Origin of the sequence: Massilia sp. YIM B02443, from assembly GCF_030411955.1 — a bacterium.
In the GTDB taxonomy this organism is placed as follows: Bacteria; Pseudomonadota; Gammaproteobacteria; order Burkholderiales; family Burkholderiaceae_D; genus Telluria.
The window spans coordinates 90,358-111,443 of record NZ_JASNRA010000002.1 but is presented as its reverse complement, the minus strand read 5'-3'; the positions used below and the strand labels follow the sequence as shown (position 1 = coordinate 111,443).

The 21,086-nt window shown below is 64.9% G+C and carries 19 protein-coding genes, 1 tRNA gene and 1 pseudogene; 12 read left to right on the top strand and 9 right to left on the bottom strand.

Translation table 11 applies throughout. The features are described from left to right. Positions 1-11 precede the first annotated feature (11 nt). Positions 12-359 (bottom strand): flagellar hook-basal body complex protein FliE, encoded by a 348-nt coding sequence (locus tag QPK27_RS02885; protein ID WP_290416701.1) that lies wholly within the window; start codon positions 357-359, stop codon positions 12-14. A gap of 328 nt (positions 360-687) precedes the next feature. Between QPK27_RS02885 and QPK27_RS02880 the strand changes: the two genes are divergently transcribed. From QPK27_RS02880 to QPK27_RS02850, 7 genes are read left to right on the top strand one after another with little or no spacing between them, the layout of a single operon-like run. Next, complete coding sequence (locus QPK27_RS02880) at positions 688-1,662, top strand: FliM/FliN family flagellar motor C-terminal domain-containing protein (protein WP_290416700.1); 975 nt, start codon at positions 688-690, stop codon at positions 1,660-1,662. Between the two features lie 5 nt (positions 1,663-1,667). Beyond that, complete coding sequence (locus QPK27_RS02875; protein WP_290416699.1) at positions 1,668-2,021, top strand: FliM/FliN family flagellar motor switch protein; 354 nt, start codon at positions 1,668-1,670, stop codon at positions 2,019-2,021. Then, a complete protein-coding gene (gene fliP, locus QPK27_RS02870) occupies positions 2,018-2,809 on the top strand; it encodes a flagellar type III secretion system pore protein FliP (protein ID WP_290416698.1) in 792 nt (263 codons plus the stop codon). Before QPK27_RS02875 ends, fliP begins: the two co-directional genes overlap by 4 nt. 19 nt (positions 2,810-2,828) lie before the next feature. Then, complete coding sequence (fliQ, locus tag QPK27_RS02865) at positions 2,829-3,098, top strand: flagellar biosynthesis protein FliQ (protein WP_290416697.1); 270 nt, start codon at positions 2,829-2,831, stop codon at positions 3,096-3,098. Between the two features lie 4 nt (positions 3,099-3,102). Beyond that, complete coding sequence (gene fliR, locus QPK27_RS02860; RefSeq protein WP_290416696.1) at positions 3,103-3,885, top strand: flagellar biosynthetic protein FliR; 783 nt, start codon at positions 3,103-3,105, stop codon at positions 3,883-3,885. Then, positions 3,885-5,024 (top strand): flagellar type III secretion system protein FlhB, encoded by a 1,140-nt coding sequence (flhB, locus tag QPK27_RS02855; protein ID WP_290416695.1) that lies wholly within the window; start codon positions 3,885-3,887, stop codon positions 5,022-5,024. The genes fliR and flhB overlap by 1 nt, the downstream gene beginning before the upstream one ends. Then, a complete protein-coding gene (locus QPK27_RS02850) occupies positions 5,021-7,123 on the top strand; it encodes a flagellar biosynthesis protein FlhA (protein ID WP_290416694.1) in 2,103 nt (700 codons plus the stop codon). The genes flhB and QPK27_RS02850 overlap by 4 nt, the downstream gene beginning before the upstream one ends. A 17-nt stretch (positions 7,124-7,140) precedes the next feature. On the opposite strand, the gene QPK27_RS02845 is transcribed toward QPK27_RS02850, so the two are convergent. Together QPK27_RS02845 and QPK27_RS02840 are read right to left on the bottom strand one after the other, a co-directional pair. After that, positions 7,141-7,995: a hypothetical protein gene (locus tag QPK27_RS02845; protein WP_290416693.1), complete on the bottom strand. Its 855-nt coding sequence runs from the start codon at positions 7,993-7,995 to the stop codon at positions 7,141-7,143. An 87-nt stretch (positions 7,996-8,082) separates the two neighbouring features. Further along, a complete protein-coding gene (locus QPK27_RS02840; RefSeq protein ID WP_290416692.1) occupies positions 8,083-9,297 on the bottom strand; it encodes a flagellin in 1,215 nt (404 codons plus the stop codon). A gap of 178 nt (positions 9,298-9,475) precedes the next feature. On the opposite strand from QPK27_RS02840, the pseudogene QPK27_RS25305 reads away from it, so the two are divergent. After that, a pseudogene (locus QPK27_RS25305) lies at positions 9,476-10,006 on the top strand (NAD(P)H-dependent oxidoreductase subunit E); the annotation flags it as partial. Between the two features lie 30 nt (positions 10,007-10,036). Here QPK27_RS25305 and QPK27_RS02830 read toward each other — a convergent pair. After that, a complete protein-coding gene (locus QPK27_RS02830; protein ID WP_290416691.1) occupies positions 10,037-10,669 on the bottom strand; it encodes a PEP-CTERM sorting domain-containing protein in 633 nt (210 codons plus the stop codon). Positions 10,670-10,774: 105 nt separating this feature from the next. Continuing rightward, positions 10,775-12,892 (bottom strand): bifunctional diguanylate cyclase/phosphodiesterase, encoded by a 2,118-nt coding sequence (locus QPK27_RS02825; protein ID WP_290416690.1) that lies wholly within the window; start codon positions 12,890-12,892, stop codon positions 10,775-10,777. Positions 12,893-13,179: 287 nt separating this feature from the next. On the opposite strand from QPK27_RS02825, the gene dusA reads away from it, so the two are divergent. The 4 genes from dusA to QPK27_RS02805 all read left to right on the top strand — a co-directional run bounded on the left by dusA (position 13,180) and on the right by QPK27_RS02805 (position 17,506). Beyond that, positions 13,180-14,187 (top strand): tRNA dihydrouridine(20/20a) synthase DusA, encoded by a 1,008-nt coding sequence (dusA, locus tag QPK27_RS02820; RefSeq protein ID WP_374047000.1) that lies wholly within the window; start codon positions 13,180-13,182, stop codon positions 14,185-14,187. A gap of 356 nt (positions 14,188-14,543) precedes the next feature. After that, on the top strand, positions 14,544-16,331 hold the full coding sequence (locus tag QPK27_RS02815) for a methyl-accepting chemotaxis protein (protein WP_290416688.1): 1,788 nt from the start codon (positions 14,544-14,546) through the stop codon (positions 16,329-16,331). 157 nt (positions 16,332-16,488) lie between these two features. Beyond that, positions 16,489-16,833: an energy transducer TonB gene (locus QPK27_RS02810; RefSeq protein ID WP_290416687.1), complete on the top strand. Its 345-nt coding sequence runs from the start codon at positions 16,489-16,491 to the stop codon at positions 16,831-16,833. A gap of 271 nt (positions 16,834-17,104) precedes the next feature. After that, positions 17,105-17,506 (top strand): YXWGXW repeat-containing protein, encoded by a 402-nt coding sequence (locus tag QPK27_RS02805; RefSeq protein ID WP_290416686.1) that lies wholly within the window; start codon positions 17,105-17,107, stop codon positions 17,504-17,506. Between the two features lie 42 nt (positions 17,507-17,548). Here the strand turns inward: QPK27_RS02805 and QPK27_RS02800 are convergent, their stop codons facing one another. From QPK27_RS02800 to murI, 4 genes are all read right to left on the bottom strand, one after another. Then, positions 17,549-19,117, bottom strand: a complete 1,569-nt coding sequence (locus tag QPK27_RS02800) for a sensor domain-containing diguanylate cyclase (protein WP_290416685.1) — start codon at positions 19,115-19,117, stop codon at positions 17,549-17,551. Between the two features lie 190 nt (positions 19,118-19,307). Then, the gene (locus QPK27_RS02795) at positions 19,308-19,976 is read right to left on the bottom strand and encodes a pentapeptide repeat-containing protein (protein WP_290416684.1); all 669 of its coding nucleotides are present in this window, start codon (positions 19,974-19,976) and stop codon (positions 19,308-19,310) included. Positions 19,977-20,044: 68 nt separating this feature from the next. Then, positions 20,045-20,120, bottom strand: a tRNA-His gene (locus QPK27_RS02790). An 87-nt stretch (positions 20,121-20,207) separates the two neighbouring features. Beyond that, positions 20,208-21,080: a glutamate racemase gene (gene murI, locus QPK27_RS02785; protein WP_290416683.1), complete on the bottom strand. Its 873-nt coding sequence runs from the start codon at positions 21,078-21,080 to the stop codon at positions 20,208-20,210. Positions 21,081-21,086: the final 6 nt, after the last annotated feature.

Here is a 21,086-nt window from a genome sequence, read left to right as displayed (position 1 = left end):
GGCCGAGGCCCTCAGACCGGCAGCTTGATCAGTTCGTCGACGGCGCCCATCACCTTGTTGCGCACCTGGACCAGCATCGAGAACGACAGGCTGGCTTGCTGGCTGGCCAGCATGGCGCCGACCAGGTCGTCGCTCTTGCCGGCATCGACCGCGGCCACGCGCGCGCTGGCGGCGCGGTCTTCGGCGTCGACGCTGTCGAGCGCGTTCTTCATGGTCTGGGTGAACGAGAAGGCATTCTCGCCGTTCGCCCCGGCGCCTGCGGCCGGCATGTCGAAGGCGGGCGCGATCGCCAGGCGATTTGCGTCGTTGGTCAGTTGTGCCAGGTCGGCCCGGATCAGGCCGGCGAGTTCGGTTGCCATCGTGGTTCCCATATCAGCGTTGTTGTTTGATCGCGACAGAAACTTGCTATTTCTATCGTGCAAAAGCCTGCGTCGACAAAGTGATTGTGAAATCTCTGTCAACGAACGGCCGTTTTATTCCAGGTTTTCCGGTGCGGCCCTGCAGGCGCTTTTACCTCTGAACCTAGAGGGCAACAGCAATTTGTTGCGATGCGACAGTGCAATCTTACCGTAGGGCAAGTGATAAATCAAAGAAGAATGTCAAGGTTTTGGCGGGCAAGTTCCCTGTATAATAGTTGCCGTGTGGAATGAAAAAAAATCATCCATTATTAATTCCTTGTTAATAAAAATGCCCATCAATCCACCTGCGCGAGCACGCGAATTCCAGGTCCTGGACCCCTGCCTGTTGGGGCGTCCGGTGCACCTGTTGCCGGCCTTTGCCAACCGGCTGGCTGAAACGCTGGGCGCCGCCATCGCCGCGCCCGGCGGACGCCGTTACTGGGGCGCCTGGCGCCTGGCCGGTTTGTCCTTCGAGCGCGCCCCCGACGAGCGCCAGCTGCGCTGGCTGGGTGTGAACGGTCCGTATGGCATGGCGGCGGTCGCCTTCGAGCGCGCCTTGCTGCTGGGCCTGCTGGAAGGGCGCTATGCGCGCAACGCTCCTGCTGCGGCGCAGCGCGACCCGCAGGCCGAGCGCGTCACCGCCACCGAGGAACGGCTGGCGGCGACGCTGGCCCAGCAACTGGCCGCGTTGCTCGATACGCGCGTGGCCGACGGCCTGGCGGCGGCCGGCGCCGAGCCGACCCCACTGACCCCGAACCAGGCCAGCCGCGCCGCGGTGGCCCCGGCCAGCGCGCCCGGAAAGACCGAATGGGTGCTGCGCATCGTGCTGCGCGCGCCGTATGGCGCGCCGGCCGCCGCCGCGGTGGTGGAACCCGCGTCCGACGGCGTGGCGCCGGCGGACGATGCGGCTGCGGCGCCGGTTGCCGCGACCGCGCCGGCCTCGCAGGACGGCCAGATCTGGATCGCGCTCGACCACGCCCTGATGGCCCACGTGCTGCAGGGCCTGATGGACAAGAGGACGGGTAGTCGCGGGCCGCGCAGGCCGAGCGAGCCGCTGGAGTCTAGCCTGAACGTCAAGCTCGACGGCCGCCTGGTGAGCAAGGAAGTCACGCTGGCCGCGCTGTTCGCGCTGAAGGTCGGCGACGTGATCCCGGTCTCGGTCGGGCGCGCCGACGTGCTGCTGGACGACGCCCGCCTGTTCACGGCCGCCGTGGCCGAACACAAGGGCAAGCTGTGTTTAACCTCATTTGAAGATGCCGAATAATGGACATGAACCTGAACGAGCAACTCACCGGCGACGTGATCATCGACGACCTGGATGGCCTCGGCCTTGATGGCGCCGCCGCCGCCACCCGCAACGCGGGACGCTCGCTGCCGCAGATGATGCGCCGCATTCCGGTCACCCTGACCCTCGAAGTCGGTTCGACCCGTGTCTCGCTGCAGGAGTTGATGGCGATCCAGCCGTCGTCGGTGCTGCCGCTCGATTCGCTGGCCGGCGAGCCGCTGGTGATCAAGGTCAACGGCACCCCGATCGGGCGCGCCGAAGTGGTGGTCGCGGGCGAGCAGTACGGCCTGAAGGTGATCGACCTCGATGGATTGAACTCGGACCTGCTCGCACCATGATGCATCTGGACCGCGGCGCCCGGGGCGACGCATCGCCCCGCGCCGCGCTGGCGCTGGCCATCCTCTTTGCGGCGCTGACGCCGCTCAGCGCCGCCGCCCAGCAGCAGGACGTGCTGTCCAACGTCCTGTCGGGCACCGCCACCGCATCGAGCAACGGGATGAGCGTCAAGTCGCAGATCCTGGTGCTCATGACCCTGCTCGGGCTGCTGCCCGTGATGGTCATGATGATGACCAGCTTTACCCGCTTCGTGATCGTGCTGTCGCTGCTGCGCCAGGCCCTCGGCCTGCAGCAAGGCTTGCCGAGCCGGGTGATCACCGGCATCGCCCTGATCCTGACCATGCTGGTGATGCGCCCGGTCGGCGAAGAAGTCTGGACCAAGGCCTTCCTGCCCTACGACCGCGACCAGATCGGCCTCGAGCAGGCCTTGAAGATCGCCGAAGTGCCGGTGTCGCGCTTCATGCTGGCCCAGACCAGCAAGGCTTCGCTTGCCCAGGTGGCGCGCCTGGCCGGCGAAGCCGAACAGGCCCGCCCCGAGCTGCACAGCTTCCCGGTCAAGCTGGCGGCCTTCGTGCTGTCGGAGCTGAAGACCGCGTTCCAGATCGGCGCCATGCTGTTCATCCCGTTTTTGATCATCGACCTGGTGGTGTCCTCGGTGCTGATGGCGATGGGGATGATGATGCTGTCGCCGCTGGTGATCTCGCTGCCGTTCAAGCTGCTGCTGTTCGTGCTGGTCGACGGCTGGACCCTCACCGTGAGCACGCTGGTCGGCAGCATCCACGGATATTAAATACGAATCGAGACAGACGATGAGTCCCGACATTGCGGTCGACCTGATGGTCGAAGCCCTGCAGATCGTGATGCTGCTGGTGATGGCGCTGGTCATCCCGGGACTGATCACGGGCCTGGTGGTGGCGCTGTTCCAGGCCGCCACCCAGATCAACGAACAGACCCTGAGCTTTTTGCCGCGCCTGCTGGTGACGCTGCTGGCCGTGATCCTGGCCGGCCACTGGATGACCACCACCCTGATGGATTACTGCGTCTCGGTATTCCAGCGCGCCGCGACGCTGGTCGGTTGAAGCGATGGAGCTGGCCGGCTTCCTGCTGCCCCTGATCGGCGCGTTGTGGTGGCCGTTCTGCCGCATCATGGCGCTGCTGTCGACCGCCCCGGTGCTGGGCGACGGCAACGTGCCGATTCCGGTGCGCGCGCTGCTGGCGCTGGTGCTGTCGTTCCTGATGCTGCCCCTGACCCGCAGCGGCGCCGCGCCCGACCCGTTCTCGCTGGCCGGCGTCCTGGTGATGTTCGAGCAGGCCGTGATCGGCGCCGTGATCGGCCTCGCGCTGCAGTTCGCGACGGCCGCCGTCACCATGCTCGGCTTCCTGGCCTCGAGCCAGATCGGCTTTTCGATGGCGCAGATGAACGACCCGGTCAACGGCCAGGTGTCGGACGTGATCTCGGGCCTGATGGCGCTGGTGGCGATGCTGGTGTTCTTCGCCATCGACGGCCACCTGGTCCTGACCGCGGTGCTGGGCCAGAGCTTCCGCGCCTGGCCGGTGGGCGGCGGCTGGCAGCCGATGCTGCTGGAAGCGGTGGCCCTGAACCTGGGTTGGGTGTTCTCGGCCGCGATGCTGCTGGCGCTGCCGATCGTGTTCTCGACCATGGTGGTGCAGGTGGGCTTCGGTTTCCTGAACCGGGTGGCGCCGAGCCTGAACCTGTTCTCGCTCGGCTTTTCGCTGGTGACGATCTTCGGCCTGTTGATGCTGATCCAGCTGGTGCGCTTCGTGCCCGAGCACTACATCGCGATGACCAACCAGATCCTGGAAATGCTGCAGCAGCAGATGGCCAATAGTGGGGGAGGGCGCTGATGGCGGACAACGGCAGCGGCGGCGACAAGACCGAAAAGCCCTCAGCGCAGAAGCTGAAGAAGGCGCGCCAGGAAGGGCAGGTGGTGCGTTCGCGCGACCTGGCCACGGCGGTCGGCATCCTGATCAGCCTGAAGCTGTTTGCGCTGCTGCTGCCCGGCTACCTGGAAGAATTGCGCAGCCTGTTCCGCCTGGTGTTCGTGCCGCTGGGCGAAGCCGGGTCGATGGAAAACGCCTTGTCGATCGTGTTCGGATCGGCCCTGGTGCTGTTGATGAAGATGGTGCTGCCGCTGCTGGCGGTGCCGGGCGCGGTGATCGTCGCGTCCCTGGTGCCGGGCGGCTGGATCGCCTCGACCAAGAACATGCAGCCGAAGATGAGCCGCCTGAGTCCCATGACCAATCTGGGCAACCTGTTCGGGCAAAAGCACTGGATCGGCTTTGCCACCTCCGCCGGCAAGGCCGTCATGCTGGGACTGGTGCTGTGGTTCGTATGTAGCAGCGGCACCAAGGGCTACCTGGAACTGCAGCGCATGGCCCTGGGCGACGCGGTGGCGCATGGCGCCGGCCTGATGTTCGATGCCCTGATGGCGATGGTGGCGGTGTTCGTGGTGTTCGCCCTGATCGACGTGCCGGTGCAGCATTTCCTGTTCATGCGCAACCAGCGCATGAGCAAGCAAGACCTGAAAGAAGAACACAAGAGCAACGAAGGCAAGCCGGAAGTGAAGCAGCGCATCCGCCAGCTGCAGCAGCAGCTGGCCCAGCGCAGCGTACGCAAGTCGGTGCCGACCGCCGACGTGGTGATCGTCAATCCCGAGCACTACGCGGTCGCCCTCAAGTACGACGTCGAACGCGCCGAAGCCCCGTTCGTGGTGGCCAAGGGCGTCGACGAGATGGCGCTCTATATCAAGAGCGTGGCGCGCGAGCACCGGATCGAGACGCTCGAGCTGCCGCCGCTGGCGCGCGCCATCTACAACACCAGCCAGGTGCAGCAACAGATCCCGGCCGCGCTGTACGCGGCGGTGTCGCAGGTGCTGAACTACGTTTTACAACTGAATGCGTTCCGCGCAGGACGGCGCCAGGCGCCGCCGCGGTTCCCCAACGAGGTGGCCGTGCCATCTCACCTGAGTGAGGCCCAAGCATGAATTTCGTGAACAACTTCAACGCTTTTGTGAGCGAACTGCGGCGCCAGAAGTTCGCAGCGCCGGCGTTCCTGATCGCGCTGCTGGCAATGATCATCCTGCCGCTGCCGCCGATCCTGCTCGACGTCCTGTTCACCTTCAACATCGTGCTGGCGCTGATCGTGATCCTGGTCGCGGTGACGGCCAAGCGTCCGCTCGACTTCTCGGTGTTCCCGACCGTGATCTTGGGCACGACGCTGATGCGCCTGGCGCTCAACGTCGCCTCTACCCGGGTCGTGCTGCTGCACGGCCATGAAGGCACGCACGCGGCCGGCCAGGTGATCGAGTCGTTCGGCAACGTCGTCATCGGCGGCAATTTCGTGGTGGGCCTGGTGGTGTTCGTGATCCTCATGATCATCAACTTCATCGTCGTCACCAAGGGCGCCGAGCGTATTTCGGAAGTGTCGGCGCGCTTCACGCTGGACGCGCTGCCGGGCAAGCAGATGGCGATCGACGCCGACCTGAATGCAGGCCTGATCAACCAGGAGCAGGCCACCACGCGGCGCAAGGACGTCGCCTCGGAAGCCGACTTCTATGGCGCCATGGACGGCGCCTCCAAGTTCGTGCGCGGCGACGCCGTGGCCTCGATCCTGATCCTGATCATCAACCTGATCGGCGGCGTCGCCATCGGCGCCCTGATGCACGGCCTGCCGATGGGCGAAGCGTTCCGCGTGTACGCCTTGCTGACCATCGGCGACGGCCTGGTCGGTCAGATTCCGGCGCTGCTGCTGTCGGCCGCCGCGGCGATCCTGGTGACCCGCATCGGCGAATCGGGCGACCTCGACAAGCAGGTCGGCGACCAGCTGCTGGCCCAGCCGCCGGTGCTGTACTCGGCGGCCGGCGTGATGTTCATCATGGCCATCGTGCCGGGCATGCCGTGGTGGTTCTTCACGATCGCGGCCGGGGTGCTGGTATTCACCGGCTGGAAGCTGTCGCAGCGCGTCAAGGCGCCCGACGACGCCGGCGTGGCGAAGATCGAAGCCGCGCTGCGCGAGGAGCGGGTGGCCGAACTCGATTGGCAGGCGCTGCCCGTGGTGCAGCCGGTGACGGTGGCGGTGGGTTATAAACTGGTCGGCATGCTGGACAAGGCCCAGGGCGAGCCGCTGGCGAAACGCATCAAGGGCGTGCGCCAGAGCCTGTCGGAGCAGATGGGCATGCTGCTGCCGGCGATCGCGGTGCGCGACGACCTGGCGCTGCGCCCAACCCAGTACGCGATCAGCCTGTCGGGCGTGGTGGTGGCCGAGGCCGAGATCGTGCCCGACCACCTGCTGGCGATCCCGTCGCCCAACGTGTACGGCGAACTCGATGGCATCCCCGGCATCGAGCCGGCCTACGGCATGGCGATCACCTGGATCGCGCCCGAGCAGAAGGCGCACGCGCTCGGCCTGGGTTACCAGGTGGTCGAGGCGCCGTCGGCGATCGCCACCCACGCCTCGAAAGTGATCCGCGACTACTTGCACGAGCTGTTCCGCCACGAAGACGTACCGGCCATCATGGAGCGCCTGGCGGCGTTGTCGCCCAAGCTGGCCGCGGCGCTGGACAAGGCGCTGACCCATACCCAGCTGCTGCGGGTGTTCCGCGTGCTCCTGGCCGAGGGCGTGTCGCTGAAGGATATCGTGGTGATCGCCACCACGCTGCTGGACAGCGCGGAGACCACCAAGGATCCGATTCTGCTGGCGGCCGAGGTGCGCTGCGCATTGCGGCGCCAGATCGTCTCCAGCCTGTACGGCAAGAAGAAGGACATGCCGGCCTTTAACCTGTCGGCGGAACTGGAAAACATGCTGCTCGGTTCCCTCAACCAGGCGCGCCAGAACGGCGGCGGCAAGGTGGCGCTGGATAACTACCCGATCGACCCGCAACTGCTGTCGCAGCTGCAGATCAACATGCCGGTGGCGCGCGAGCAGATGAAAGGGCAGCATACGCCGCCGCTGCTGCTCGTGCTGCCGCAGGTGCGTCCGCTGCTGGCGCGCTATGCGCGCCTGTTCGCGCCGGGCCTGCACGTGCTGTCGTATAACGAGATTCCCGAGAACCGCGACGTGTCGATTGTCGGCACGGTGGGCTGACCGCCCGCGTCCGGGCGTCAGTCGGCCGGCTGGGCCGGCAGCATCAGCGCCAGTTCGGCCACCGCGCGAAACACCGCCGGCGTGAGCACCTGCGCCGCCTGCTCCGCATTGGCCAGCATGGCGTGGCTGGCGCCCGCCGGCAGGCGATCGCGGTAGTGCCAGCGCAGCACCTGCACTCCGGCCCGCGCCAGCACCGTATCGAGTTGCGGCTGCAGCCAGCGCAGCCGCGTCAGCGCGCGGCTGTCGGGCGCGCAGATCTCGAGCGCCACGCCTTGCGGCAGCGGCTCTACCTGGATCACCACCGCGCTGCCGTCGGCCAATTCCAGTTCCAGACGCAGCGCGGCGCGTGGGCGGCGCCGTCGGCCGGACGGCTTGTCCGCATCTTCGGCCACGACTTCCAGGTGTTGGGCCGCGGCGCCATTCGCATGCACCGTGAAGCGCCAGGCATCCTGGTGTGCGGCAAGCAGTTCGGGGCGCTGCGTGACCTGGCCCTGCTGGGCCGCCATCAGCTGAGCCGGCGACAGCTGGCCGGCGCTGGCGGCCAGCGCCCTCCTGGTCAGCTGGCTGCCGTGGTTGCGCACCTGGCTGCGCCAGGCACGCGCCAGACCGGCGCCGTCCTGCTGCGGGTAAGCGAGCTGGCGCGCCATCAGCAGCTGGTCGGGACGCATGGCCGCGCTCGCCGCACCGTCCGCAGCGCCTTCCGGTGCCGCCTGGGCCGGGCCGTTGCCGGCTGCCAGCGGCTGGGAATAGGGCAGCGGCAGCGCGTCGGTAGCGCCTGCCTGCAGGGCAGCCGGGGCGATCGCGGCGACCGCCGGGACCGGCGACAGTGTCGCCGCTGGTGAGGTAAGGACAGGGAAGGCGATGCTGGCCATGATGAACCCGGTTCAGGAATGAAAAAAGGCCAACCGCAGGGCTGGCCTTCACAGTCTACCCGGGCAAGTGGCCTGGGTGGGCGGTCATTACTGCAGCAGCGACATGACCATCGACGACAGGCTGTTCGACTGCTTCAGCATGGCAGTGCCGGCTTGCAGCAGCATCTGGTTCGAGGTCATGTCGGCGCTTTCGGTGGCGAAGTCGACGTCCATGATACGGCCGGCGGCTGCCTGGGTGTTGGCGCTGACGTTCGCCAGGTTAGTACTGGCGTGCTCCAGGCGGTTGGCGGTTGCGCCGAGCGAGGAACGAACTGCGCCCAGCGAGTCAATCGCGGCTTGCAGGCTGTCGACAGCCAGGTTTGCACTACCGTCGGTGGTCAGTTCGCTGCCTGGCGTGGTATTCGCAACGCCGAAAGAATTGTAACGCGCGCTGACGGCTACGAGCGCACTTTGCATGCCGGTCATTTGATCTTTCAGATCCAGTTCCATCGTTTCACTGCTCGACGCACCGATCTGGAAAGTCATCTTATCGCTGAACTTACCTGCTCCGCCGACCGCCGCCTGCGAGGCGGTAACGCTCACAAGATAGTTTGCTGCCGATGTTGCTGCCGTATCGGCCTTTGCAGACGCTTCGGTCGCTTTGTCAAAAGCGATCTTGGCAGTTCTCATTGGCTCATATGCAGCTAACTTGTCAGCGTCATTTGCCGCGTTGTTATAATTGTGTACTGCAAGCATGTATGCCTGCGCAGCACCGGTACCTGTCGGAGCATCGGCTGCGGTAGCGCCAGGAGTTGAGGACCCGAGCATGAGGTCTGCATTGACCTTGGCTGCGGCGGCTGCGGTCGATTTTGCCGCAGCAGCATCAACATCGGCAGCGGTGGCTTTGCTGTTGAGCAATTTAGCACCGCCAAACGACGTATTGCCGATGATGTTGGTCAGTTCACTGGCCAGTGCATCGTATTCCGACTGCATGGCAGTCTTGTCAGCGGCGTTCGACGATGCATCGGCAGCCTGAGTAGCCAGGTCCTTCATGCGGACCAGAATATTGCTTGCTTCGCTCAGCGCGCCTTCGGCGGTCTGCATCATCGAGGTGGCGTTCTGCGTGTTGCGCATTGCGACAGCCATGCCGCTGCTCTGTGCCTTCAGACGGGTTGCGATCTGCAGGCCTGCAGCATCGTCCATTGCCGAGTTGATGCGATAGCCGGTCGACAGACGGGTCATCGAGGTCGACAGCGCGCTTTGGTTACGCGTGATGGCGTTTTGTGCGGACAGCGCAGCGTTGTTGGTGTGAAGGCTCAGCATGGTGAACTCCTGATTATATTGGGGGTGAATTCTGTGTTTCGAGTGCGTCACTCGCTCTCACAAGTACAAGGCGACCGCTTTCACCACTTCATTAAGTGCCGTGCGGAAATTATTTTATTTTTTATCGGCACCCGTCACATTTGGCCGTCAGCCCCACCCGGACGGCCGCATCCAGGTCATGGCGCGGGGCGGCGCGCCTTCGCTGTCCGCTGCATTGCTCAGTTCCGACAGGCCATCCGGATCGCTTGCGGTTCTTTGCCTTCACACCATTGCACCCACATCTTGCGCAGTGCCACTTCCAGCCCGGCCGCGACGACGCCCGGCTAGCCGACCACCGACGAAACGAAGCGCTCGCGCATGCCAGCGCGCAGCGCAGCCAGTCGGCGTCAGCCGCGCGCGCAAGCGCGAAGCGCCGAAAGGTCGCCGTGTCGAGCCGCAGGCACTTAGCGAGGTGCAGGCCCTGCTGGGCCAGGCCCCGCGCCGGCGCGACCTGCTGGTCGAATACCTGCACGCCATCCAGGATCGCCATGGCTGTCTGTCGAGCCAGCACCTGGCGGCGCTGGCGCAGAAATTGGGCCTGGCCCAGGCCGAGGTGGTCGGGGTCGCCACCTGCTACCACCACTTCGACGTGGCCAAGGAAGGCGAGACTGCGCCACCCGCGCTCACCGTGTGCGTGTGCGCCGGCCTGTCGTGCGAGCTGGCCGGCGCGCGCGAGCTCCTGGGAAGTGAACCGACGGCGTTACGCCTTGTTGTTCTTGCGTTTGCGCGCAACGCCGGCCAGGCCGAGGCCAGCCAGAACGAGGGCGATCGATGCCGGCTCCGGCACCTGCGCGACTTGCGCATTGACGGTCAGGTCGTCGAACACCACGCGCTCCGAACCGTCCAGCACCGAAATGGCGATGCGGGTCACGCCGCTCCAGTCGAAGGTCGCCAGACTGCTGACGCCCGCCGCGGAGAACACATCTTTCGAATACAGCAGCGTATCGCCGGCGTAGCCTTCGAAACGGGTCAGGCCGTCGTAGTACATCTTGGCGATGTTGATGCTGTTGAAGGTGAACGCGGTGGCGCTGGAGAACGATGTCACACTGGCCTCGGCGAGCATGAAGCCGACGTTTTCTCCGGAGACCAGGCCACTGCCCATCTGCAAGTTATAGCTGGCACGGGCCGACCAGAAATTGGTCCAGTCAAAGCCTTGATAACCGTTGGCGATGGCGGCCGGGTCACCGCTCTGATCGTACACGATGTCATCGAAACCGATGACACCTGCATGGGCGACCGACGTGGCGGATGCGATGGCCAGGAACAGGGCGCTGGCTGCGTGCTTTAAATTCAAGGCGAAACTCCTCAGTTGGAATTCTTGCAGTTGAAGCAATATGCGTGCCAGAAAGTAAATTCATTTGAAAAACAGTCAGATAGTGTGCTGTTATGGCAAATCGGAAAGGTTACTGTAAAGAAATTCGACACTTGCAGACACACTTCAGGCGTGGCCAGCCGTGGCGCGATAGGTCTGTTCGAACTGCGCCAGCGGCATCGGCCGCCCGAGCAGGTAGCCCTGCAATAGCGAGCAGCCGCCGCGCACCAGGAAGCTGCGCTGGGCCTCGTGCTCGACGCCTTCGGCCACGATCTCGAGGTCGAGCTTGCGGCCCAGCGCGATGATGGCTTCGACGATCGGCGCCGAACCGGGGCTGCGGTCGACGTCGCGCACGAACGAGCGGTCGATCTTCAGCGCCGCCAGCGGAAAGCGCATCAAGTAGCCGAGCGAGGAGTAGTCGGTGCCGAAATCGTCGAGCGAAAAACAGATGCCGCGCGCGCGCAGCGCGTGCATGCGTTCGCTGATGGCGTCGACGTTTTCCGCGAACACGCTCTCGGTCAGTTCCAGGTACAGCCGTTCCGGCGGCGCGCCGGTGCCGCTGAGGATCTCGCCGACCGCCAGCGGGAATTGCGGATCGCGCATCTGGTGCACGCTGACATTCACCGCCAGTTTCAGGCGCCCGAGCGCTCCGTCTTCTCTCCAGCGCGCCAGCGCGCGGCAGCTTTCCTGCAGCACCCAGGCGCCGAGCGGCTGGATCAGGCCCGACTCTTCGGCGAAGCCGATGAAGTGGTCGGGGCCGATCAGGTCGCGCTCGCTGCGCTGCCAGCGCACCAGCACTTCGGCGCCGACCAGCTGCCCTTCGCCATCGAACTGCGGCTGGCAGAACAGGCGGAACTGCCCCATCGACAAGCCATCGACCATCGCCGCCTCGAAGGCGGCGCGGCGGTTGGCGGCGTCCTGCATGGCGGGGTCGAAGAAGCAGGCGCCGTTGCGCCCGTCGGCCTTGGCGTTGTACATGGCCAGGTCGGCCTGCTTGAGCAGGGTTTCGGTGCTGGTGGCGTCGCCGTCGAAGATCGTGATGCCGACGCTGGCCGTGCTCTTGAACACGAAGGCATCCAACTGGTAGGGCTGGTCCAGCACGGCCAGGATCTTGGCGACGATGCGCCCGGCTTCCGACGCCGCGCCCTGGCGCGAGCCGTGCAGGTCTTCCAGCACCACCACGAACTCGTCGCCGCCGAAGCGCGCCAGTTCGTCGCTGTGGCGCACCGTGGAGCGCAGCCGCCGGGCCACCTGGCGCAGCAGCGCGTCGCCCATGTCGTGGCCCATGGTGTCGTTGAGCAGCTTGAAGTTGTCCAGGTCCAGGTACAGCAGCGCGCCATAGCGTCCGGAACGTTGGCCGCGCGCCAGCACGTGTTCCAATTCCTCGATCAGGAAGCGGCGGTTGCGCAGCCCCGTCAAGTGATCGCAATAGGCCAGCTGATAGATGCGCTTTTCGGTGCGCTTGCGTTCGGTGAGATCGGTGTTCACGCCCGAGATGCGCAGGGCCAGGCCGGTGGCGTCGCGCGAGACGTAGCCGCGCGCCAGCACCGGCACGTAGTGGCCGTCGCGGTGGCGCAGCCGGAATTCCACGCTGAAGCTGTCGCGCGTGCTGGGCAGCAGCTCGTTGACGTATTGCTCGATCATCGGAACGTCCCCAGGGTGCAGCAGGCGCACCCAGCCGTCGGGGTTGGCATAGCCTTCGTCGCCGCGGTAGCCGAGCATGTTCCACCAGCGCTGCGAGTAATACACCTCGCTGCTCGCCAGGTGCCAGTCCCACGGCGCATCGGTGGAGCCCTTGAGCACCAGGCGCAGCCGTTCCTCGGATTCTTCCAGCGATTGCTGGGTGGTCTTCAGGGTGGTGCAATCGGTGAAACACACCACCACCTGCTGCAGCGTGCCGGCGCCGTCGAATTCGGGATAGGCGTTGCACAGCAACCAGCGACTCGTCGCATCCCGCTTGAGACCGATGACCAGGCCGGCCAGCTTGGCCTTGGTACGCAACACTATGTTGACTGGCAATTCCTCTGGCGACAGGGGAGAGCCGTCGTCGTGCACGAACGTCCACTCCTCATTCACGGGCCCGGCCTCGATCAGCTGCTCGAGCGTGCGGCCCAGCAATTCCTGCGCCAGCCGATTCGCGAACAGGATGCGTCCGTCCGCGGCATGCGCCACCACCCCGGCCGGCAAATGGTCGTGCAGATCATGAAGGCGGCGCAGGACCTCCGCCGGGGAGCTAGGCTGCATGGGACAAGCCGGTGACGCGGCGCATTGCGTAAATACGACGCATGGTAGCAGGTCAATCGGCGGCGGCGCGCACCCGAGTGCAGCGGGGGCATGTGGCAGCGCCGGTGCACCCAGTCCTGTGTCGCGATGGATGTGCGAGAAACCCGGACTACCTCAGGTCCGACATGCGGACATCGTCTCGGCAGCAAACAGCATTCATGGTCGAACGGTACTCAACCTGACGCCAGCGACCTTTTGCTCTATCATGTCGGGCTTCGCCCGCGCGGCGCGTTTTCCCTATGCATTCAATGACTTCTGTTCCTGCGAAGGCGGCCACCGGGCGCCGCCTGTCGGTGGCCCCGATGATGGACTGGACCGACCGCCACTGCCGCGTCTTCCACCGCCACATCACCCAGCACACCTGGCTGTACACCGAGATGGTCACCACCGGCGCCCTGGTCCATGGCGACGTCGAGCGCCACCTGCGCTACGACGGCATCGAGCACCCGGTGGCGCTGCAGCTGGGCGGCAGCGATCCGGCCGACCTGGCGCACAGCGCGAAACTCGGTGAGCAATGGGGCTACGAGGAGATCAACCTGAACTGCGGCTGCCCGTCCGAGCGGGTGCAGAAGGGCGCGTTCGGCGCCTGCCTGATGAACGAGCCGCAGCTGGTGGCCGACTGCGTCAAGGCGATGCGCGACGCGGTGTCGATCGACGTCACGGTCAAGCACCGCATCGGCATCGACTACAACGACGAGTATGGTTTCGTGCGCGACTTCGTCGGCACGATCGCCGATGCCGGCTGCAAGACCTTCATCGTGCACGCCCGCAATGCCGTGCTCAAGGGCTTGTCGCCCAAGGAAAACCGCGAGATTCCGCCGTTGCGCTATGCGGTGGCCTATGAACTCAAGCGCGAATTCCCGGACCTGGAAATCATCATCAATGGCGGCATCAAGACAAGCGACGAAGTCGCGCTGCACCTGGAACACGTCGATGGCGTGATGCTGGGCCGCGAGGCATATCACAACCCGTGGGTGATGGCCGACTGGGATGCGCGCTTCTATGGCGCCGAGCATAGGCCGCGTTCGCGTATCGAGGTGCTGGAAGCGATGATTCCCTACATCGAAGAACAGTTGCGCCTGTACGGACCGCTGGGCCTGAAGCTGAACAGCATCACGCGCCACATGCTCGGCCTGATGGCCGGTTTGCCGGGTGCACGTGCCTTCCGCCAAATAATGTCTGACTCCAAGCGGCTGGCGACGGGTGATCCGCGCCTGTTGCTGGAAGCGGCCGCGAAAATGCCGGTCGCAGCATAAAATCTTTGACGTAAACACAAGAAAAGGCGTGCGGCAGCACGCCTTTTTTCATTTCCTGTCGACAAATTGATACATTTAATTGGCAAAGAAATCATTATTGCCGTTAGGAAGCTTGCTGCATGGAAATCTTCCGCTGATAATGCGGCTCTGTCCCAGCAGTTGCGCAGTGTCAACGTTGTTGTAGTGCTGAAACAGTTCGGTAGAGCAAGAGATTTTCCGGCGATAAAGCGAAGCTTTTGATTTATCCTGTAGGAAACAAGTGAAAGGGATGAGCAACATCACCTTCACACGCGCTTCGCACGGCGCCACGCTCTCCGCGCGAGTTTCGATCAATAAAGTTACAGGGAAAAACACGAATGAACTTGAACAACATGAAGGTCGGCACCCGTCTGGCCCTCGGTTTCGCACTGGTCCTGGTGCTGCTGGTAGCGGTCGCTGTGGTCGGCATCCTGCGCATGGCGCAGATCCAGGATCGCCTCGACCACGTGGTCAGCGTCAGCAACGTTTCGACCGGCCTCGTGATCGAAATGCGCAACAACGTCAGCGACCGCCTGGCGTCGCTGCGCGTGCTGACCCTGATGACCGACCCGGCCGACATGGAACCGGAACTGGCCAAGTTCAAGGAACAAACCGCCAAGTACACCGAAGCGCAGAACAAGCTCGCCGGCATCTTCACCAAATACGCCAACGACAAAGAGAAGACCCTGCTGGCGCAGATCAAGGAACATGAAGCAACCGCGATGCCGGCCATCGCCCGCGCTTCCGAACTGTACCTGGCCAACAATGCCATGGACGCCACCCGCGTGATGATCCGCGAAGTGCGCCCGGTGCAAAAGAAGTGGACCGACGCCCTGAACCAGCTGGCGATCCAGGAAGAAAAGCAGAACGCCCAGAGCAAGGTCGACGCCGAAGCCGCGTTCTCGAATGCCCGTAACTTCATGCTGACCCTGCTGGTGATCGCGGTCGTGATGGGCGCTGCAGCAGCCTGGTTCATCACCCGCAGCCTGATCAAGCAGCTCGGCGGCGAGCCCGGCTACACCGCCAAGATCGCCGGCAGCATCGCCCACGGCGACCTGTCGATCGCGATCGACACCAAGGAATCGGACCGCGGCAGCCTGCTGGTCGAAATGAAGGAAATGCGCAACAGCCTGGTCGGCATCGTGCAGCAAGTGCGCCGCGGCACCGAGACCATCGGCACCGCCTCGCGTGAAATCGCCGCCGGCAATATCGACCTGTCGTCGCGTACCGAACTGCAAGCCAGCTCGCTGGAAAAAACCGCCTCGGCGATGGAGCAGCTGACCTCGACCGTGAAACAGAATGCCGACAACGCCCGTGAAGCCAACGCGCTGGCCGCGACCGCGTCGAGCGTGGCGCTGAAGGGTGGCGAAGTGGTGTCGCAGGTGGTGGGCACGATGGGCGAGATCAACACCTCGGCCAGCAAGATCGCCGACATCATCGGCGTGATCGACGGCATCGCGTTCCAGACCAACATCCTGGCGCTGAACGCTGCCGTCGAGGCAGCCCGTGCCGGCGAGCAGGGCCGCGGCTTCGCGGTGGTCGCTTCCGAAGTGCGCAACCTGGCTCAGCGTTCGGCTGCGGCAGCGAAAGAAATCAAGACCCTGATCAGCGATTCGGTCGAGAAGGTCGAGCGCGGCAGCAAGCTGGTCGGCCAGGCCGGCGTGACGATGGACGAAGTGGTGTCGAGCGTCAAGCGCGTGACCGACATCATGAGCGACATCGCCAGCGCCAGCGCCGAGCAGAGCGCCGGTATCGCCCAGGTCAACACCTCGATCATCGAGATGGACAGCATGACCCAGCAGAACGCCGCGCTGGTCGAAGAAGCGGCCGCCGCCGCCCAGAGCCTGCAGGACCAGGCCGCCGAACTGGCACGCGTGGTCAGCATCTTCAAGCTGGAAGAAGGCGAGCAGTTCCAGTTCGATGCGCCGGCTCCAGTGGCCCCGGCAGCTGCCGCAGCACCGGTCACCGCGGTTGCGGTGGTGCCGCGCCAGCCGGCCAAGCGCACTGCGCCGCCGGCACTGAAGAAGCCGGCTGCGGCCAAGCCGAAAGCCGAGGCTGAAGCGCAAAGCCAGCCGAAGCCGAAGAAGGCCGCCACCGCCGGCGCCGACGAGTGGGAAGAATTCTAAGCAGTACCCGGGTGACTCGAGATGTCATCAAAAAAGTAAGCAAGAAGTAAGCAACAAATACGTAGCACGCAGCACACAAGACGTATGTAGCGCCGGCCCCCAGGCCGGCGCACAGAGAGACTGACAAACCTTACCTAAAAACCTTATTGGGGAAATCATGAAAAACCTGTCCGCTAAGCTGTTCGTCGCACTGACCCTGACCGGCGCCGTTGGCGCGAGCGTCGCCGCCGAAGTCCCGGCATCGTTCGATCCGAAGAAGTGCTCGATCGAATATCCGAAGGCATCGCTGATGAACGAAGAGCAGGGCACGACCTCGGCCTCGTTCCTGGTCAATGCCGACGGCAGCGTGGCGGATTCGAAGATCGACAAGTCGAGCGGCTTCAAGAACCTGGACAAGGCGCTGGTCAAGGGCCTGACCTCGTGCAAGTTCAAGCCGGGCACCAAGGATGGCGCGCCGGCCCAGACCTGGACCAAGGTCGACTACGCCTTCAAGCTGGACTGATTTTCCCAGGCACAGCCGGCCTTTGCGCCGGCTGTGTGCTTTCTGCAGTACTCATTCTTCTGTAACAGCCCCGTCCCGCAGTTCGCGTCCACTCCGGCGCCTCCCTTCGCAACGCCCATTCCCGCATCCGCCACGCCCCCTGCGTGCGCCTGTTCACGTCCGCTGTTACAAATTTGTTGCGGCATGTATCCACTGTAAAGACTTCCTTCAAATCACCTTTTTTGGTGGTCGGCTGGCTATAGTGGACTCACACAAACCGAAGGAGAGCACCATGAAAGCCATTCTCACCGCTACCGCCGCTGCCCTGATCGCCACCGCCAGCTTCGCGCCGGCACAGGCCCAGCCACACCACCCGCGCGCCGATGTAATCATCATCAAAAAGGCGCCGCCGGCGCCGCGCCATGAAGCCGTGCCGAAGGCGCGCCGCGGTTATGACTGGGTGCCGGGTTACTGGAACTGGAATGGCCGCCGCCACGAATGGGTTGCCGGCCACTGGGAGAAACTGCGTCCGGGCTATGTCTATCAGCGCGCAAACTGGCGCCATGACCGTGACGGCTGGCACCTGGAACGCGGCGGCTGGCGCGCCGAACGCCATGCGGCGCTGCGTGACCGCGACCGCGACGGCGTGCCAAACCGCTACGACAGCCGTCCGAACAATCCGTATCGCAACTAAGGCAATGTAGAAGCCGCGCCGCCGGACGGACAGGGATGAAGTTCAGGCGGCGGCGTAATCGCCGCCGCACACCTGGTTGCGGCCCGACTGCTTCGCCTGGTACAGCAGGACGTCGGCCCGCTCGACCAGGGCCGCCGTGTCGGCGGCCTCGCCGCCGGCCAGGGTGTGAACCCCGGCGCTGATGGTCACGATGCCGGGGCCGTTGCCGGCGTGCGGGATGTCGAGCGCCATCACGGCGGCGCGGATGCGCTCGGCCACCATGCGCGCACCGGCCGCGTCGGTATCCGGCAGCAATGCCACGAATTCCTCGCCGCCATAGCGCGCCGCCAGGTCGGCCGGCCGCGCCAGGCTGGCGCGCAGGGCGTCCGCCACCCGCCGCAGGCAGGCGTCGCCTTCCACGTGGCCGTAGGTGTCGTTGAAACGCTTGAAGTAATCGACGTCGAACAGCACCAGCGACAGCGGCGCGCCGCTCCTCGCGGCGCGGCCGGCTTCCTGCTGCAGCGCTTCCTCGAAGCGGCGCCGGTTGGCTATTCCCGTCAGGCCGTCGTGGTCGGCCAGCACCGCCAGTTCGCGGTTGTGCTGCTGCAGCGTCTCGCGCGCCTGCACCAGTTCGTGCTCGAGGCGGTCGCGGATCATGATCTGGCGTACCAGGCGCCCGCCGAACAGCAGCAGCAGCACGATCGCCACCGCGGTGATCCCGGCCTGGGTCAGGGTCGAGTGCCACCATTCGCGCAGGATCTCGTCGCGCGACTGCGCGGTGGCGACGATCAGCGGATAGGTTTCCAGGTGCCGGTAGCTGTACAGGCGCTCGATCTTGTCGATGTTCGAGCGCAGCATGGCGGTGCCGGCCGGACCTTGTTCGCGGTACATCCGGTACACCGGCCCGTTGCTGATGTCGGTGCCGATCAGTTTTTCGCTGTGCGGGTGGCGGTAGACCAGGGTGCCGTCGTCGAGCGCCAGGAAGATCACGCCTTCGCGTCCGACGTTGAAACTCTCGTACAGCTTGGAAAAGTATTCGATGCGGATCGTTCCCAGCGCCACGCCGGCGAAACTGCCGTCCGGGTTGTCGAGACGGCGCGAGACTGGCAGCACCCACGCTCCGGTCGAGCGGCTGCGCACCGGTTTGCCGAGGTGCACGCCGCGGTCGGTATGGGTAGCGTGATAAGTAAAGTAATCGCGGTCGGCGTTGTTGTGCAGCGGCGTGCGATCGAGCGAGGTCATCAGCCAGCTGCCGTCGGCGCCGAACACGAACAGGCCGTGCAGTTCCTCGACCTGGGCCACCATGTTCTTGAGGTGCTGGTGCAGGCGGCTGTTGTCGCTGCCCAGCGGTCCGCGCAAGCCATCGGTCTCGACCCGCTCGACCACGCCGGCCAGCACGGTATCGACCACCCGCACCGCGCTTTCGCCTTGCGCCGCCAGCGCATGCGACATATTGGTGGTGCCGACGCCGACTTCCTTCAGGCGGTCGGCGCGGGCGCGCCAGGCGTCGGAACTCTGGATCGTCAATAGCAGCAGGCACAGCGCGACCACGAACAGGATGGCGTAACGGACGGCGGGGCGTTTTTCGGCGGTCAGGCGGGTGATACGGGGATCGGCACTCTTGTCTGGCATGAATATGAACTGAAAGTCAAACGCCGCGAGCTTGCCATCCGGCAGGTAGAGGCGCTTTTATTTCATTTAGAAAACTTTGCGATTGTCTCACATCGCCCGTGGTTCAAACGTCAGGTTGAACTCTTTTACATTGGTGTCGGATATGGCGCAACACGTTGCAGTTGCCAATACCGGGGCGGCGCCCGTGCATTCAACCGACCCGCAGGCCCAGTTCGCTCACCAGCTCGGCCGCCTGGCGCGGCGTGATCCAGGCGCCCTGGAACAGCCTGGCGTCGGCCAGGCGCACGCCGCCCAGGTCGGCTTCGCGCAAGTCGGCGTTGTCGAAACGCGCGCCCTTCAGGTTGGCGCCGCGCAGGCTGCCGCCTTCGAACACGGCGTCGCGAAAATCGCAGCCGCCCAGGTCGGCGTCGGCCAGGTCCAGTCCGATCAGGCGCGCCTTGCGCAACGACATGCGGCGCAGGTCGGCGCTGTTCATCAGGCAGTCCTCGAAGGTCAAACCCAGGTGCGCGGCTTCCTCGAAGCTGGCGCCGGTCAGCTTGCAGCCCTTGAGCGTGCTCGACGCCATGCGCGCGCGGCGCCAGTTACTGTTGTTCAGGTCGCAGCTGTGGAATTGGGCGTCGGTCAGGTCGGCCGATTCGAAGTCGGCCTGGCGGCCGCGGCAGCGGCGCCATGTGCTCTGGCCGAGCGTGGCGGCGTAGAACGAGGTCTCGGCGATGCTGCAATTGCTGAAGGAGCAGGCGCGCAGGTCGAGCCGTGACAGGTCGGCGCCGTCCAGCGTGCATTCCTGCAAGGACAGGGTGCCTTGCGCCAGCAGCGCCTCGATCTCGGCACGGCCAAGAGTTTCTCCAACAATCTGCATTGCAAGCACCTTCCAGAAAACAAAAAAGGCCACGTGCCGGAGCAGGTGACCTTGTTTGCTGAATTCTTTGGGGTGGCTGATGGGACTCGAACCCACGACAACAGGAATCACAATCCTGGACTCTACCAACTGAGCTACAGCCACCACTGATTTACTGCATTTTCTTTCAATCTATCTCTGTGTTGCCGAGACAGAACGAGATTATACGAGCTACTTCGCAAACTGGCAAATTTAAATGTGCGGACTGCTCAGCCAGCCGGCCGGTAGCGGCAGGTCGACCTCGCGCACAGTCGGGTCGATGCCGAGCAGGCTGTTGAACGCTGTGGTCAACGTGGCGGCGCCGGCGGTGGTGTAGCCGGTGAGGGCGGCGTCGTTGGTCCCGTCATCCGCGCGCAGTAACGCGTCGGCGGCCAGCAGCCGTGCCAGCTGGCGCGCCACGGCGTCGCCGGTGTCGACCAGCGCCACGCCCGGCGCGCCGTACGCAGCCAGCACGCGCTCGATCGCGTCACGCACCAGCGGATAGTGGGTGCAGCCCAGCACCAGCGTATCGGCGCCGTGGTCGATCAGCGGCCAGACGTAGCGCGCCAGCATGGCGCGCATGGCTTCCGAGTCCAGGTCGCCGGTCTCGATCATATCCACCAGGCCGATGCAGGGCTGCAGCAGGAATTCGGCGCCGCTGTCGCGGTGGATCTGGTCGCGCAGGGCCAGGAACTTGGCGCCACGCAGCGTGCGCTCGGTGGCCAGCACGCCGACCTTGCCGCTCTTCGACAGGGCGGCGGCCGGTTTCAGGCCCGGTTCGACGCCGACAATCGGCATGCCGGGGTGGCGTTCGCGCAATTCGCGCACGGCGGCCACCGTGGCGGTGTTGCAGGCGACCACCAGGGCTTTCGCGCCTTGTCCCAGCAGATATTGCGCGACGGTGAGCACGCGCTCGATGACGATCGGCTCGGGCTTGTCGCCGTAGGGGGCGAAGCCGGAGTCGGCGAAGTAGAGCAGGTGTTCGTGCGGCAGTTGCGCGTGGATGTGGCGCAGGACCGAGAGGCCGCCGAGGCCGGAGTCGAAGATGCCGACGGGGGCGTGGGCTGAGGGAAGGGAAGCGGTCATTGAGCG

What these genes read in the sequence shown, in the direction of transcription:
- QPK27_RS02885 (WP_290416701.1), bottom strand. Translation starts at nt 359, where the DNA reads ATGGCAACCGAACTCGCCGGCCTGATCCGGGCCGACCTGGCACAACTG.
- QPK27_RS02880 (WP_290416700.1), top strand. Translation starts at nt 688, where the DNA reads ATGCCCATCAATCCACCTGCGCGAGCACGCGAATTCCAGGTCCTGGAC.
- QPK27_RS02875 (WP_290416699.1), top strand. Translation starts at nt 1,668, where the DNA reads ATGAACCTGAACGAGCAACTCACCGGCGACGTGATCATCGACGACCTG.
- fliP (WP_290416698.1), top strand. Translation starts at nt 2,018, where the DNA reads ATGATGCATCTGGACCGCGGCGCCCGGGGCGACGCATCGCCCCGCGCC.
- fliQ (WP_290416697.1), top strand. Translation starts at nt 2,829, where the DNA reads ATGAGTCCCGACATTGCGGTCGACCTGATGGTCGAAGCCCTGCAGATC.
- fliR (WP_290416696.1), top strand. Translation starts at nt 3,103, where the DNA reads ATGGAGCTGGCCGGCTTCCTGCTGCCCCTGATCGGCGCGTTGTGGTGG.
- flhB (WP_290416695.1), top strand. Translation starts at nt 3,885, where the DNA reads ATGGCGGACAACGGCAGCGGCGGCGACAAGACCGAAAAGCCCTCAGCG.
- QPK27_RS02850 (WP_290416694.1), top strand. Translation starts at nt 5,021, where the DNA reads ATGAATTTCGTGAACAACTTCAACGCTTTTGTGAGCGAACTGCGGCGC.
- QPK27_RS02845 (WP_290416693.1), bottom strand. Translation starts at nt 7,995, where the DNA reads ATGGCCAGCATCGCCTTCCCTGTCCTTACCTCACCAGCGGCGACACTG.
- QPK27_RS02840 (WP_290416692.1), bottom strand. Translation starts at nt 9,297, where the DNA reads ATGCTGAGCCTTCACACCAACAACGCTGCGCTGTCCGCACAAAACGCC.
- QPK27_RS02825 (WP_290416690.1), bottom strand. Translation starts at nt 12,892, where the DNA reads ATGCAGCCTAGCTCCCCGGCGGAGGTCCTGCGCCGCCTTCATGATCTG.
- dusA (WP_374047000.1), top strand. Translation starts at nt 13,180, where the DNA reads ATGACTTCTGTTCCTGCGAAGGCGGCCACCGGGCGCCGCCTGTCGGTG.
- QPK27_RS02815 (WP_290416688.1), top strand. Translation starts at nt 14,544, where the DNA reads ATGAACTTGAACAACATGAAGGTCGGCACCCGTCTGGCCCTCGGTTTC.
- QPK27_RS02810 (WP_290416687.1), top strand. Translation starts at nt 16,489, where the DNA reads ATGAAAAACCTGTCCGCTAAGCTGTTCGTCGCACTGACCCTGACCGGC.
- QPK27_RS02805 (WP_290416686.1), top strand. Translation starts at nt 17,105, where the DNA reads ATGAAAGCCATTCTCACCGCTACCGCCGCTGCCCTGATCGCCACCGCC.
- QPK27_RS02800 (WP_290416685.1), bottom strand. Translation starts at nt 19,117, where the DNA reads ATGCCAGACAAGAGTGCCGATCCCCGTATCACCCGCCTGACCGCCGAA.
- QPK27_RS02795 (WP_290416684.1), bottom strand. Translation starts at nt 19,976, where the DNA reads ATGCAGATTGTTGGAGAAACTCTTGGCCGTGCCGAGATCGAGGCGCTG.
- murI (WP_290416683.1), bottom strand. Translation starts at nt 21,080, where the DNA reads ATGACCGCTTCCCTTCCCTCAGCCCACGCCCCCGTCGGCATCTTCGAC.